The organism is Bradyrhizobium sp. T-1 (genome assembly GCF_053592855.1).
On the sequence record NZ_CM132115.1, the window covers coordinates 2,960,951 to 2,974,673 of the forward strand.

General features: G+C 62.7%; 14 protein-coding genes. 12 read left to right on the forward strand and 2 right to left on the reverse strand.

The window, feature by feature from the left end:
- The first annotated feature begins 13 nt into the window (after window positions 1-13).
- The 7 genes from ACWAT4_RS14125 to ACWAT4_RS14155 all read left to right on the forward strand — a co-directional run bounded on the left by ACWAT4_RS14125 (window position 14) and on the right by ACWAT4_RS14155 (window position 7,293).
- The gene (locus tag ACWAT4_RS14125) at window positions 14-892 is read left to right on the forward strand and encodes a dTDP-4-dehydrorhamnose reductase family protein (RefSeq protein ID WP_449730786.1); all 879 of its coding nucleotides are present in this window, start codon (window positions 14-16) and stop codon (window positions 890-892) included.
- Window positions 879-1,913 (forward strand): polysaccharide biosynthesis protein, encoded by a 1,035-nt coding sequence (locus ACWAT4_RS14130; protein ID WP_212301253.1) that lies wholly within the window; start codon window positions 879-881, stop codon window positions 1,911-1,913. Before ACWAT4_RS14125 ends, ACWAT4_RS14130 begins: the two co-directional genes overlap by 14 nt.
- A 110-nt stretch (window positions 1,914-2,023) precedes the next feature.
- Window positions 2,024-3,292 carry a class I SAM-dependent methyltransferase gene (locus ACWAT4_RS14135; protein ID WP_212301252.1) on the forward strand — a complete coding sequence of 423 codons (1,269 nt, stop codon included), beginning with the start codon at window positions 2,024-2,026 and terminating at the stop codon, window positions 3,290-3,292.
- A gap of 48 nt (window positions 3,293-3,340) precedes the next feature.
- Window positions 3,341-4,423 carry a non-hydrolyzing UDP-N-acetylglucosamine 2-epimerase gene (gene wecB, locus ACWAT4_RS14140; RefSeq protein ID WP_449730787.1) on the forward strand — a complete coding sequence of 361 codons (1,083 nt, stop codon included), beginning with the start codon at window positions 3,341-3,343 and terminating at the stop codon, window positions 4,421-4,423.
- A 53-nt stretch (window positions 4,424-4,476) separates the two neighbouring features.
- A complete protein-coding gene (locus ACWAT4_RS14145; RefSeq protein ID WP_249149355.1) occupies window positions 4,477-5,703 on the forward strand; it encodes a glycosyltransferase family 4 protein in 1,227 nt (408 codons plus the stop codon).
- Between the two features lie 106 nt (window positions 5,704-5,809).
- Window positions 5,810-6,736, forward strand: a complete 927-nt coding sequence (locus tag ACWAT4_RS14150) for an NAD-dependent epimerase/dehydratase family protein (RefSeq protein WP_449731211.1) — start codon at window positions 5,810-5,812, stop codon at window positions 6,734-6,736.
- Entirely contained in the window at window positions 6,733-7,293 is a 561-nt protein-coding gene (locus ACWAT4_RS14155) for a sugar transferase (protein WP_449730788.1), read from the forward strand. Before ACWAT4_RS14150 ends, ACWAT4_RS14155 begins: the two co-directional genes overlap by 4 nt.
- Before the next feature lie 19 nt (window positions 7,294-7,312).
- Here ACWAT4_RS14155 and ACWAT4_RS14160 read toward each other — a convergent pair whose 3' ends face one another.
- Together ACWAT4_RS14160 and ACWAT4_RS14165 are read right to left on the reverse strand one after the other, a co-directional pair.
- Entirely contained in the window at window positions 7,313-8,182 is an 870-nt protein-coding gene (locus ACWAT4_RS14160) for an NAD-dependent epimerase/dehydratase family protein (RefSeq protein ID WP_212301248.1), read from the reverse strand.
- Between the two features lie 37 nt (window positions 8,183-8,219).
- Window positions 8,220-8,486: a hypothetical protein gene (locus tag ACWAT4_RS14165; protein ID WP_212301247.1), complete on the reverse strand. Its 267-nt coding sequence runs from the start codon at window positions 8,484-8,486 to the stop codon at window positions 8,220-8,222.
- Window positions 8,487-8,998: 512 nt separating this feature from the next.
- On the opposite strand from ACWAT4_RS14165, the gene ACWAT4_RS14170 reads away from it, so the two are divergent.
- From ACWAT4_RS14170 to ACWAT4_RS14190, 5 genes are all read left to right on the forward strand, one after another.
- The gene (locus ACWAT4_RS14170) at window positions 8,999-10,177 is read left to right on the forward strand and encodes an ABC transporter substrate-binding protein (protein ID WP_212426245.1); all 1,179 of its coding nucleotides are present in this window, start codon (window positions 8,999-9,001) and stop codon (window positions 10,175-10,177) included.
- A gap of 167 nt (window positions 10,178-10,344) precedes the next feature.
- A complete protein-coding gene (locus tag ACWAT4_RS14175; RefSeq protein ID WP_212301245.1) occupies window positions 10,345-11,214 on the forward strand; it encodes a branched-chain amino acid ABC transporter permease in 870 nt (289 codons plus the stop codon).
- 8 nt (window positions 11,215-11,222) lie between these two features.
- Window positions 11,223-12,251 carry a branched-chain amino acid ABC transporter permease gene (locus ACWAT4_RS14180; protein WP_212301244.1) on the forward strand — a complete coding sequence of 343 codons (1,029 nt, stop codon included), beginning with the start codon at window positions 11,223-11,225 and terminating at the stop codon, window positions 12,249-12,251.
- Complete coding sequence (locus ACWAT4_RS14185) at window positions 12,248-13,003, forward strand: ABC transporter ATP-binding protein (RefSeq protein WP_449730789.1); 756 nt, start codon at window positions 12,248-12,250, stop codon at window positions 13,001-13,003. The genes ACWAT4_RS14180 and ACWAT4_RS14185 overlap by 4 nt, the downstream gene beginning before the upstream one ends.
- Window positions 12,996-13,712: an ABC transporter ATP-binding protein gene (locus ACWAT4_RS14190; protein WP_212301242.1), complete on the forward strand. Its 717-nt coding sequence runs from the start codon at window positions 12,996-12,998 to the stop codon at window positions 13,710-13,712. The genes ACWAT4_RS14185 and ACWAT4_RS14190 overlap by 8 nt, the downstream gene beginning before the upstream one ends.
- Window positions 13,713-13,723: the final 11 nt, after the last annotated feature.

The window sequence follows — 13,723 nt, forward strand, 5'->3', positions numbered from 1 at the left end:
GACGGAGCATGCCGTGAAGGTGCTCGTGCTCGGAGCCACCGGTCTGCTCGGCAATGCGGTGTTTCGCAGCCTGTCGCGGATGTCCGGTGCGCAGGTGACAGGAACAGTGCGGCAGGACGCGGCCCGCAAGCTGTTCGATCCCTTGGATGCTGGGCGTCTCGCCGTGGTCGGCAACGTCGAGGATCCCGGACAGCAGGCGGAGCTGTTCGATGCGGTGCGCCCCGATGTCGTCGTCAATTGCATCGCGGTTGGCCGGCCTGCACCCGCCGACCCCATGCGGTCGGTTGCGATCTACGCGGTGCTGCCGCAACGCCTGTCGTATCTGTGCAGGAGCGCCGGGGCCCGTCTCGTCCAGATCAGCTCGGATGGCGTGTTCGCGGGCCACCGCGGCGCCTATACCGAGGCCGACGTGCCGGATGCCGATGACGTCTACGGGGCGTCCAAGTTTCTCGGCGAAGTCGACGCGCCGCACGCCGTCACCCTGCGGACCTCCATCATCGGCCACGAGTTGCAAGGCGGCAGCGGGTTGCTGGAATGGTTCCTGTCGCAGCAGGGCGAATGTCGCGCCTTCACCCGCGCGATCTTCTCCGGCTTCCCGACCATCGTGCTGGCGGATATGATCCGGGATGTCGTCATCCCGCGGCCGGACCTTAGCGGCATCTATCACGTTGCGACCCGGCCGATCTCGAAGTTCGATCTGCTATTGCTGGTTGCCCAGCGTTACGGCAAAAGCATCAATCTGATAGCTGACGATCGGGCGGCACCGGATCGCTCGCTGGTCGCAGACCGTTTCGAGCGGGCGACCGGATACAAGCCGCCGGATTGGCCGGCGCTGGTTGATGCAATGTACCGCGACAAATTCAGTTCGGTGGGGCGCGATGTTCAAGGATAAGATTGTAGTCATCACGGGCGGAACGGGATCGTTCGGCCAGCACATCCTCAGGGGCTTCCTGTCGACGGACGTTGCGGAGATACGCATCTTCAGCCGCGACGAGAAGAAGCAGGAGGAGATGCGCACGGCGTTCAACAACAGCCGCCTGAAATTCTACATCGGCGACGTGCGCGCCTACGATTCCATTCATCAGGCGCTGAAGGGCGCGCACTACGTGTTTCACGCCGCCGCGCTGAAGCAGGTGCCGTCTTGCGAATTCTATCCGCTGGAGGCGGTGCGCACCAACGTTCTCGGTACCGAGAACGTCATGAGCGCGGCGATCGCCAACAATGTCGAGAAGGTGGTCGTGCTCTCGACCGATAAGGCGGTCTATCCGATCAACGCCATGGGGCAGACCAAGGCGCTGATGGAGAAGGTGATGGTGGCGAAGGCGCGCCAGCAGTCACCGTCCGAGACCCTGTTGTGTGCGACCCGTTATGGCAACGTCATGGTGTCGCGCGGCTCGGTGATTCCGCTGTTCGTCCAGCAGATCAAGGCGGGAAAGCCGCTGACCGTGACCGATCCGAACATGACGCGCTTCCTGATGTCGCTCGACGATTCCGTCGACCTGGTCCTGCACGCCTATGAGCACGGACAGCAGGGCGACATCTTCGTGCAGAAGGCGCCTGCAGCCACGATCGCCGACCTCGTTCAGGCGCTCAAGGAGCTCTTCAACGCCGACAATCCGGTCCAGATCGTCGGCACGCGCCACGGCGAAAAACTGTACGAATCGCTCGTTTCTCGCGAGGAGATGGCCCGCGTCCAGGACATGGACCGCTACTACCGGATCCCGGCCGACAATCGCGATCTGAACTATGCGATGTACTTCACCGACGGCCAGCGGGAGATTTCGACCCTCGACGACTATACGTCACATAATACCGAACGATTGACCGTTGCCGGCGTCAAGGCGCTGCTGCTCAAGCTGGATTTCATCCAGCGGCACCTGCGGGGCGCGGACGGCGAAATCGCAGAGATCTAGCTTTTCCCGGGTTATCGACCTGACGAAATGATTATGCTACCTCGCACTTCCGTTACCGACGGTTGTGCCAAGGGTCACTGCCGAAGGCAGGGAACAGGGGACTTTTCGCGATGGAACCGGGTGATTCCGCCCAGCCTTGCTGCGCGTTCTGCGACAGTCGGCGGCTCGGACTGGTGATGGATTTCGGCAGGGTCGGCCTCGCGGGCGGCTTCCTCAAGCCTGAGCAGTTTGCGACCGAACCCACCTTTCCGATGCGCCTGCACTTCTGCAAGGACTGCTACGCCGTGCAGGTGACCGACAAGGTGCCGGCCGACGTGATGTTCAAGGACTACTTCTACTTCTCGTCGTCGATCGGCACCCTGCGTGATCATTTCCGCGACTATGCCGGCGAGGTCACCAGGCGCTTCCTCGATCCGGCCAAGGCGACGGTGCTCGAATTCGGCTGCAATGACGGCGTGCTGCTGCGTCCGCTCGCGGACCAGGGCATCCGCACCGTGATTGGCGTCGATCCGGCCTCCAACGTGGTTGCGACCATCAACGACTCGCGCATCAAGGTGGTCAACGACTACTTCACCGAGAGCGTGGCGCGCAGCGTCGTCGCCGAGCATGGCGGCGTCGACCTGATCATGGCCAACAACGTCTATGCGCACATTCCCGATATCCAGGGCACGACGCGCGCGGTTGCCGCAGCGCTCGGTCCGGATGGCGTGTTCGCCTTCGAGGTGCACTATCTCGGCAAGGTGATCGACGAGCTGCAATACGACATGGTCTATCACGAGCACCTCTATTACTACTCGCTGCTGTCGGTGATGAACCATCTCGCCCGCTACGACATGATGGTGTTCGACATCAAGCCGATCCCGATCCACGCCGGCTCGATCCGTTTCTACACCTGCAAGAAGGGCAGCAAGCACAGCGCGTCCGTATCGCCTGCGGTCAAGGCGCTCGAGGCGGAGGAGCGCGCGCGCGGGTTCGATCGCTTCGAGACCTTCCAGGCGTTTTCCGCGACGGTTGCTGCTCACCGCGATGAACTGATCGGGCTGTTGAACCGTCTGCGCGCCGAAGGAAAGCGCATCGCCGGCTATGGCGCATCAGGTCGCGCCAACACCATGATCCAGTGGTGCGGCATCAGTCACGACCACCTCGACTACATGATCGACGATGCTCCGGCGAAGGCGGGGTTCTACACGCCGAAATCGCACTTCCAGATTCATCCGAGCTCAATTCTCGGCAGCGACAACCCGCCGGATTACCTCCTGGTCTTCGCCTGGAGTTTCTTCGACGAGATCAGGAAGAGAAACGCGGCCTATCTGGAGAAAGGCGGCCGGATGATCCTGCCGTTGCCAGAGGTCTCGATCTTCCCGCCGTCCAACGCCTAGGTCTTACGCTCGAGTACCGGTTCAACGAAAGCCATACGGAACACGCAAATGAAGGTGATGTCGATTTTCGGTACGCGGCCGGAAATGATCAAGATGTGGTCGACGCTGAAGAAGCTCGACGACTACAATTTCGATCATGTGATGGTCCATACCGGCCAGAATTTCACGCCGGAGCTGCGCGAATTCTTCTTCAAGGATCTCAAGCTCAGGAAACCGGACTACGAGCTGGACATCGACACGTCGGGCTACGGCCCCGAAGTCGCGGACGTGATCAAGAAGTCCGACGCCCTGATGGAGAAGGTGAAGCCTGACGCCCTGCTGATCCTCGGCGACACCTATAGCGGCCTGAGCGTGCTGCCTGCCTCTCACCGCGGCATCAAGATCTTCCACATGGAGGCGGGGCTGCGTGCGTGGGACCGCCGCATGCCGGAGCAGCGCAACCGCATCCTGATCGACCATATCAGCAATATCCTGCTGCCCTACAATCACTATCATCGCGAGAACCTGCTGCGCGAGGGCATCCACCCCTCGAAGATCATCGTGACCGGCAATACGACCTTCGAGGCGATGCGGGCCTTCATGCCGGAGATCGAGAAGAGCGACATCCTCGAGCGCCTCGGCCTCGAGCCGAAGAGCTACATCCTTGTGACGGCGCACCGCAGCGAGAACGTCGACGATCCGCAGAATCTCGCCAGCATCTTCAAGGCGCTTGGCGTCCTCAACCAGCGGCTCAAGCGCGAGATCATCTTCCCGATGCATCCGCGCACGACCAGCAAGCTGAAGAACATCGACGTGCCGCCGAACATCCGGATCATGGCGCCGCTCGGCTTCTACGATTTCAACCAGTTGCTCAAGCAGTCTTACGTGGTGCTGTCCGACTCCGGCACTGCGGCCGAGGAGGGGCTGTTCTACAAGGTGCCCAACGTCAACCTGCGCATGGCAACGGAGCGCATGGAGACGCTCGAAAGCGGTGCCACGATCGTTTCAGGCATGGAGGCCGAGAACATCGTCGAGGCGGTGACGCTGGCGGTCAGCCTGCCCTGGAGCGCGCGCTACGAGTTCGAGGAGGATTATTCGCCCTCGTCCGTGGTGGTGAACGCGATCCGCACCAAGATCACGAACTTTTTCTGAGCCTCGAAGCGAGCGGCGGTGACCCGCCGCCGCTGATCTTGTGAAGCAATGACATGAATCGTGGCCTGCTGATTGCGCTGATCTCGACGGACTATCCGCCGCTGCGGACGTCCGCGGCGGTGCAATTGCGGGATCTTTCACGGGAGTTTGCCGCGCAGGGGCATCGCCCGGTGGTCATCGTTCCGTCGCCGATGTCGGATAAGCCGTGGGTTGTGGAACAGCTCGACGGGGTCGAGGTGTTGCGTGTGGCTGCCCCGCCGACGCGTTCGCCCTCGTTCGTCCGGCGCGCCATCGCCGAAATGTGGCTGCCTTTCGCCATGTATTTCAACATCCGGCGCAGCCCGTTTGCCTCGGCGAATTGGGACCTTCTGGTGTGGTATTCGCCACCGATCTTCTTCGGTCCGCTGATCGCGAAATTGCTGCGCAAATCGAAGGGAACGTCCAAGGCGCGGACCTATCTCATCCTGCGCGACATCTTTCCGGAATGGGCGGTTGACCTCGGCCTGGTCCGGCGGGGTCCGGTCTACCTGGTCTTCAAGGCCATTGCGGCGTTCCAGTATAGCGTCGCCCAGGTGATCGGCGTGCAGACCGAGTCCAATCTCCATTACCTCAAGAAGTGGGCACGCCCCCCGCGCCGCATCGAGGTGCTGCGCAACTGGCTCGAGGTGACGCCCGACATCGGCAGCAGCATCGTGGTGAAGAACACGCCGCTCGCCGGCCGTAAGATCTTCGTCTATATCGGCAATATGGGCGTGGCCCAGGGTATGGATATCTTCATCGATTTGATCCACAGCCTGCGCGACCGCAGGGATATCGGGTTCCTGTTCGTGGGGCGCGGGACCGAGTTTGCCCGGCTCGAGGCCGAGAAGGCATCACGCGATCTCAGCAACGCGATGTTCTTCGGCGAAATCGATTCGAGCGAGATTCCGGGTCTTCTGGCGCAGTGCCACGTCGGCATGGTCGCGCTGCATCCGGACCATAAAACGCACAATATTCCGGGTAAATTCGTCTCCTACGTGCAATATGGGGTGCCGGTTCTGGCGCGCGTCAATCCGGGCACCGACCTGATGACGTTGATCGAGACCGAGCAGGTCGGGAAGGTGTATGTGGGGAACTCCGTCAACGAGTTGAAGGAGCTCGCAGAACAACTTATGGATGATGAAGCGCTGCGGCAGTCCATGTCGGAGCGCGGGCGGGAATTGGGTCGCTCGATGTTTTCACCTGCTGCTGCGGCGCAGCAAATCGTGGCATCCACGGTTGTGCCGGCGCCGGGGGGATGATGAGAATGTCTGGAATTATCGTCCGGGAACGGGCCGCGTGCAGGTAGTGGAACATTCTGGCCGAGCGGAATCTTCTGTCCTTTCGACCGTTGGGGCGAGTGAGCGGATGTCGTTGCGGATTTTGGTGACCGGCGCCTCCGGCTTCATAGGGTCTGCCGTGACCAATGCGCTGGCAAACGACGGTCACTTCGTCCGCGCGGCGTCGCGCAAGCCGACCGACCTGAGCAATGCGCCGGGAAGCGAATGGGCGGAGCTGCCCGATCTCGAGCGCGAGATGGATTGGACGCCACTTCTTGATGGCATCGACGTTGTCATTCACCTCGCTGCGATTGCTCATCGCACTCACATCGACAGTGGCCAGTACACAAGGGCCAATCGCGTGGCGACGACACACCTGGTGCAGGCCTGTGCGCAGCGCGGGATCAAGCGCATCATCTTCATGTCGTCGATTGGTGCGCAGGCCGGCTCCGCCGCCGACCATGTTGTCACCGAGAAGGACGAGCCGTGGCCCATCACGGCTTATGACCGGGCCAAGCTTGCGGCGGAAGAGGAGGTTCGCCACTCCGGCGTGCCGTTCACCATCCTGCGGCCGGTCATCGTCTATGGCCCGGGGGCGAAGGCCAACATCGCCATGATGATGAAGATTGCGGCGTTGCCTTTGCCGCTTCCCTTTGGGGCCTTCACGAACCGCCGCTCGTTGTTGTCGATCGACAATCTCGTGCAGGCGGTGACGTTCTGTCTCGAAAATCCCGACACGATCAATCGCACTTTCATTGTCTGTGATCCCGAGCCGATCACTCTGGCGGAAATGATTGGCACCATGCGCGAGGCGTCCGGGCGGACGCGCAATCTCGTTCCGATCCCGCCGGCGGCAGTGCGAGCGCTGGTTTTTGCTGCCGGCCGCCGCGGGCTCTGGGATCGCATCGGACGCGAGCTGGTCGCAAGTTCGGCTGATCTTCAGAGCGTCGGGTGGTCTCCTCGCGTGCAAACAAAAGATGGATTGCGCGCGATGGTGCAGGCGTCTCAACGATGAAGCGTCTGCTCGATGTAGCGATCAGCGCGGCGCTTCTCCTCCTGCTCTGGCCGATCTTCCTGATTGTCGCCGCTGCCATCCGGCTCGATAGCCGGGGAGATGCGATTTTCCGGCAGGTTCGCGTCGGCAGGAACGGACAGCCATTCACCTGCTACAAATTCCGGACCATGGCCTCGGACACGGGCGATCTTCCGACCCATCAGGTCTCGGCGGCGAAGGTCACGCGACTGGGCTATCACATGCGGCGTTTCAAGGTCGATGAACTGCCGCAGGCCTTCAACGTATTGGCCGGAGACATGAGCCTGGTCGGTCCGCGGCCGTGCCTGCCGTCGCAAGTCGAGCTTGTCGAGGCGCGACGCGAGCTCGGCGTGTTCAACGTACGTCCCGGCATCACCGGGCTGGCCCAGGTTCGCGGCGTCGACATGTCGGACCCGGGTCGGCTCGCCGAGCTCGATGCCCAATACGTGAAGTCCCAAAGTTTCGTTGGCGATCTCGGCTTGATCTGGGCCACCCTGCGCGGGCAGGGCGTCGGCGTCGACCAGATCGTCAAGACCTGAGGCGTCGCACGCGACGTGCCTAGTCGAAGACCGGACGGAAGAGCCGCGGGCTCCAGCCGAAATCCTCGATCGCCGGCGTGGCGTCGAAGGTCATGTCCTTCATCATGCGCAAGCCCATCGCGACGTTTGCCGTGGGATACAGCGGCTTCGCCATCGCAAAGATGACGCGCCACAGCCACGGGGGGACGGAAACCAGCCGCCGGGGCCGCCCCATGCCGTCAAACACCCGGCCGATCATTTCGCGATAGGGCAGCGTTTCCGCTCCGGGCAGCGAATAGAATTTGTTGGACGCTGCCGGACTCTCCGCTGCTGCGATTGCGCCGATCGCGAGATCCTCGGCGTGTACCGGCTGCCGAAGACCCTTCGCGCCACCGACGAGGGGCATGAAGCCGACGCGGCGAATGAGCCGCGACAGCGGCGTGATGTTGGTGTCCCGTCCTTCGGCGTAGATTAGGGTCGGTCGCAAGATGGTCCAGCTGACCTGGCGCTGGTCGCAGAGCCTGGCGATCGTCTGTTCGGCATCGGTCAGGTTTCGGATAGTCTCGCGCTCTTCCGCAACTTCAGTATCCTGCTTGGTGAGCACGCTGGTCGAGCTCAAAGCCACGACACGATTGACGGAGGACGAGAGGAGAAGGGGGAGCGCCTTGGCAAGCAGAATTGCGTCGCTGGTACAGTACAGCGTCGTGACATCGGGAAATTTCAGTGTATCCGGCCGCGTCAGGTCGGCCTGAATCCATCCGACGCTAGCGGTCGCGCTGCGAGGCGAACGGGAGACCGCAAACACATGCCCATGCCGGCGGGCCAGATGGTCGACGAGATAGCCGCCAACCAGTCCGCTGCCGCCGATGACGATACAGTCCGTCCGCTTGCCTGCGCCGTCGTCCCGCATTCTGTTACCCGCCCTCAACCGCCGTTTACAAGCAACGCTATTGCGCGGGGTCAAGCCTGCTCTGGCCGGTTTTAGGCTGGTCGCGCGTTGCTGCGGGGAGGAGTCGCTTCTGTTCCCGTTCCTTCATCCACGCAGCGTATTGCGGTGTGCCCGGTCGCGGCGGAGCGTCTGCAGGCAGGCCGCCGGCCCACTGCGGAACATAGTCGCCCATGCTGGCCGAAAGATTTTCGTTGACCGTGCCGCAGCCGGACAGGCCCGCGGCAAGCACGATCAGAAACAGAGAAGACGGGAGACGCATGGACATCGTGCGACGCTGGGATCGGATGGGTGGCCAGACTGCCGGACAAGCCGGCGGTCCGGAAGGGTAGCCTTCAACAAGGTAAAATTGGCTTATTCGAGATAGGTAGCAAAATACCGAAGGATATTTGCCGATCCTATGTTCGAATTCTCCAAGCGAAAGACGAAATCATCCCTCCACGCCGACGGTGACATTTCTAGGCTGCGGGCCGTCGCGACAATCCGGCCAGCACACGACCATGGGCTTTTTCGTTGACAGGTCCATTTTATTTGTACATCCGTACAAATGGGTCGTCGAGGTGTTTGGGTTACCCCGATGTAACCGCGACACTGTTTTTCCACGCTTGGTCATCGGACGCACGGCTTGCGCCGAATGGTCGCCAAACGTCCGATTGACAATGAGGGCGCGAAAGACGCCATGTGACGCGCGACAGCGCTCGTGCGTGGGTTAAGGTGAGGCAAGGACCGGGCACTCGGTCCAGCACACAACAGGTCAGGAATGAAGGGGAGGGACATCTGATGTTCGAACGTAAACAGTTTTCTCGTGCCGCCGCATTTGCCGCCATCGCCGGCCTCACGGCCGTAGCACCGGCCAAGGCCGAGGACACCGTCAAGATTGGCATGATCCTGCCGATGACCGGCGGTCAGGCCTCGACCGGCAAGCAGATCGAGAACGCGATCAAGCTCTACATGCAGCAGAAGGGCGACACCGTCGCCGGCAAGAAGATCGAGATCATCGTCAAGGACGACGCGGCGATCCCGGACAAGACAAAGACCGCTGCGCAGGAACTGATCGTCAACGACAAGGTCAATTTCATCGGCGGTTTCGGCGTGACGCCGGCAGCGCTCGCGGCCGCGCCGCTGGCGACGCAGGCCAAGATTCCGGAAGTCGTGATGGCAGCGGGTACCTCCATCATCACGGAGCGCTCGCCCTACATCGTGCGCACCAGCTTCACGCTCGCGCAGTCCTCGACCATCATCGGCGACTGGGCGGTGAAGAACGGTATCAAGAAGGTGGCGACGCTGACCTCGGACTACGCGCCGGGCAATGACGCGCTCAACTTCTTCAAGGAGCACTTCACCGCCGGTGGCGGCGAGGTGGTCGAAGAGGTCAAGACGCCGCTCGCCAACCCCGACTTCGCGCCGTTCCTGCAGCGCATGAAGGATGCCAAGCCCGACGCGATCTTCGTGTTCGTGCCGGCGGGCCAGGGCGGCAATTTCATGAAGCAATATGCCGAGCGCGGTCTCGACAAGGCCGGCATCAAGGTGATCGGACCGGGCGACGTCACCGACGACGACCTCCTCAACAACATGGGCGACGCCGTGCTCGGGACCGTGACCGCGCACATCTACTCGGCGGCGCATCCCTCGCAGATGAACAAGGATTTCGTCGCAGCTTACAAGAAGGCGTTCGGCACGCGTCCCGGCTTCATGGCGGTGAGCGGCTATGACGGCATCCACCTGATCTACGAGGCATTGAAGAAGACCAACGGCGACACCGACGGCACCAAGCTGGTCGAGGCCATGAAGGGTCAGAAGTGGGAGAGTCCGCGCGGCCCGATCTCGATCGATCCGGAGACGCGCGACATCATCCAGAACGTCTATATCCGCAAGGTCGAGAAGGCCGACGGTGAGCTCTACAACGTCGAGTTCCAGACCTTCGAAGCGGTCAAGGATCTCGGCAAGACCAAGAAGTGACGCGCGCAAGCGCGTCATCCCGGGGCGCGCATTAGCGCGCATCGGGGATCTCGCCAACCGCTCCAGCGTCATGCCCGGGCTTGTCCCGGGCATCCACGCAAGGCCCAGACAAGAACGTGGATGGCCGGGACGAGCCCGGCCATGACGACCAACTCCAAGCTGAGACGATGACCTCAATCCTCACCAACCTGTTCGATGGCGTTGCTTACGGCATGCTGCTGTTCGTGCTCGCCTGCGGGCTCGCGGTCACGCTCGGCCTGATGAACTTCGTCAACCTCGCCCATGGCGCCTTCGCCATGGCTGGCGGCTATGTCTGCATGGTGCTGGTCAACCGGATGGGGTGGCCGTTCTTCGCGGCGCTGCCGCTTGCTTTTGTCTCGTCGGCCGCAATCGGGATTGCGCTGGAACGTACGCTCTATCGTCATCTCTATGCGCGTAGCCATCTCGACCAGGTGCTGTTCACGATCGGCCTGACATTCATGTCGGTCGCAGCCGTCGATTACATTCAGGGCTCCTCCCGCGTGTTCATCAACCTGCCGGCCGGGCTGCAGGGCCAGTTCGACCTGTTCGGCATTGGCATCGGCCGCTACCGGCTGATGATCATCGTGATCTGTGGCCTCCTCACCATCGGCCTGCAGATGGTGCTGGCCAAGACCCGCTTCGGCAGCCGCCTGCGCGCCGCCGTCGACGATCCCCGCGCCGCGAGCGGCCTCGGCATCAACGTGCCCCAGGTGTTCGCCTTCACCTTTGCGTTCGGCTGCGGACTAGCCGGCCTCGGCGGCGCGCTGAGCGCCGAGATCCTCGGCCTCGACCCGTATTTCCCGCTGAAGTTCATGATCTACTTCCTGATCGTGGTCACCGTCGGCGGCTCGTCCTCGATCACCGGGCCGTTTCTGGCCTCGCTCCTGCTCGGCATCGGCGACGTCGCCGGAAAGTACTACGTGCCGAAGATGGGACCGTTCGTGATCTACACCATGATGATTGTGATCCTGATCTGGCGCCCGAACGGCCTGTTCGGCCGCACGGCCGCGCGTTGAGCTTGCCGATGAGCGCTTCGTCCGACGTCGGTTTCCACGCTCAGCGGCATGCGCGCTGGCACTATGGCGAGGCCGCCTTCTGGCTCGTCGTGCTCGCTTGCGGCTTCGTGTTTCCCACTCGCTATCTCATCATGACCGACATCCTGCGGCTGGCGCTGTTTGCGATGTCGCTCGATCTCATCCTCGGCTATGCCGGCATCGTCTCGCTCGGCCATGCCGCCTTCTTCGGCGTCGGCGCCTATGCCGCGGGGCTGCTGGCACTGCATGGCATCATCAACGAGCCGGTGCTGGCGCTGATCGTTGCGGGCCTCGCCGCGATGGTGCTGGGCTTTGCCACCAGCTTCCTGGTGATCCGCGGCGTCGACCTGACCCGCCTGATGGTGACACTCGGCATCGCGCTGTTGCTGGAGGCGCTCGCCGAACGCTTCTCCAACGTCACCGGCGGCACCGACGGCCTGCAAGGCATCGAGATGCAGCCGATCTTTGGCGGGATCCCGTTCGACATGTTCGGCAAGGCCGGCTTCTTCTATTCGCTGGCCGTGCTGTTTGTGCTGTTCCTGCTCGCCCGCCGCATCGTGCACTCGCCGTTCGGCCTGTCGTTGCGCGCGATCAAGAACAACCCGCTGCGTGCCGCCGCCATCGGCATCCCCGTCAACCGCCGCCTGATCGCGATCTACACGCTCGCGGCGTTCTATGCCGGCATCGCGGGCGCGCTGTTCACCCAGACCACCGCGATCGCTTCGCTCGACGTGTTCGCCTTCGAGCGCTCGGCCGATCTGATGCTGGTGCTCGTCATCGGCGGCACCGGCTATCTCTATGGCGGACTGGTCGGCGCGGTGATCTTCCGCATGCTGCAGGAAGTGTTCTCCACCATCACCCCGCAATATTGGCAATTCTGGATTGGCCTCGTGCTGGTCGTGATCGTGCTGGTCGGCCGCCAGCGCCTGCATCGCTGGGTGCTGTACGTGCCGAACCTGGTCATCAAGCAGGTGATGGGGCGCAAGGGCGTCGTCGCCGTGCCGGAGAGCGACGCATGACCATCGCGCTCGAAACGCAAAATCTCGAAAAGACCTTTGGCGGCCTGCGCGTCACCCGCGATCTGTCGCTCAGAATCGAGCAGGGGGCCCGCCATGCGCTGATCGGTCCGAACGGCGCGGGCAAGACCACCGTCATCAATCAGCTCACCGGCGTGCTCAAGCCGAACTCGGGACGCATCCTGCTCGAAGGCCAGGACATCACCGATCTGCCCGTGCACAAGCGCGTGCTGCGCGGCCTGTCGCGTACATTCCAGATCAACCAGCTCTATCCGGACCTGACCCCGCTAGAGACCATCGGCCTGGCCGTCTCCGAACGCCTCGGCCATGGCGGCGACTGGTGGCGTCGGATGGGCACGCGCGGCGACGTCAACGGCGAGATCGCCGATCTCCTGACGCGCTTCCATCTGCTCGACGTCATGAACGAGGAGACCGTGACGCTGCCTTACGGCAAGCAGCGTCTGCTCGAGATCGCGGTTGCGATCGCCGCCAAGCCACGCGTGCTGCTGCTCGACGAGCCCGCGGCCGGCGTGCCCGAGAGCGAACGCCACGACATTCTCGCTGTGGTGGGGGCGCTGCCACGCGATGTCACCGTGCTGCTGATCGAGCACGACATGGATCTCGTGTTCTCCTTCGCCGATCGCATTTCGGTGCTGGTCTCCGGCGCGCTGCTCACTGAAGGTCCGCCCGACCAGGTCGCGCGCGATCCGCAGGTGAAGGCGGTCTATCTCGGCGAGGAGGCGGTCAATGTCTGACCTGCTCGCAATCGAGTCCCTGCGTGTCGGCTATGGCGAGGCCGTGGTGCTGCCCAATATGTCCCTGCGCCTTGCCGAGGGGCAGGTGCTGGCACTGCTCGGTCGCAACGGCACCGGCAAGACGACGCTGATCAACTCCATCGTCGGCGTTACCCGCCGCTTCTCCGGAACCGTCGGGCTTGCCGGCACCGATGTCACGTCGCTCCGGCCGGACCAGCGGGCGCGTGCCGGCATCGGCTGGGTGCCGCAGGAGCGCAACATCTTCCGTTCACTCACGGTCGAGGAGAACATGACCGCAGTGGCTCAGCCGGGCCCCTGGACCGTCGAGAAGGTCTACGAGATGTTCCCGCGGCTGAAGGAGCGGCGGAGCAATTTTGGTAACCAGCTTTCCGGCGGTGAGCAGCAGATGCTGGCGATTGGCCGTGCGCTGACTCTCAATCCGAAGGTCCTGCTGCTGGACGAGCCGACCGAGGGCCTGGCGCCCATCATCGTCGAGGAGCTCCTGAAGGCGATCGGGACCATCACCCGGGCAGGCGGCATCTGCTCGATCATCGTCGAGCAGAATGCCCAAAAGATTCTCGGGCTTGCCGACCGCGTTGTGATATTGGAACGCGGAACGATCGTCCACGACGCCCCGAGCGCCGCGCTGAAGGCCGACCCGTCGGTCCTGGAGCGCCATCTCGGCGTTGCAGGGGCGGCGGCCCACTAAAAAACATCCCG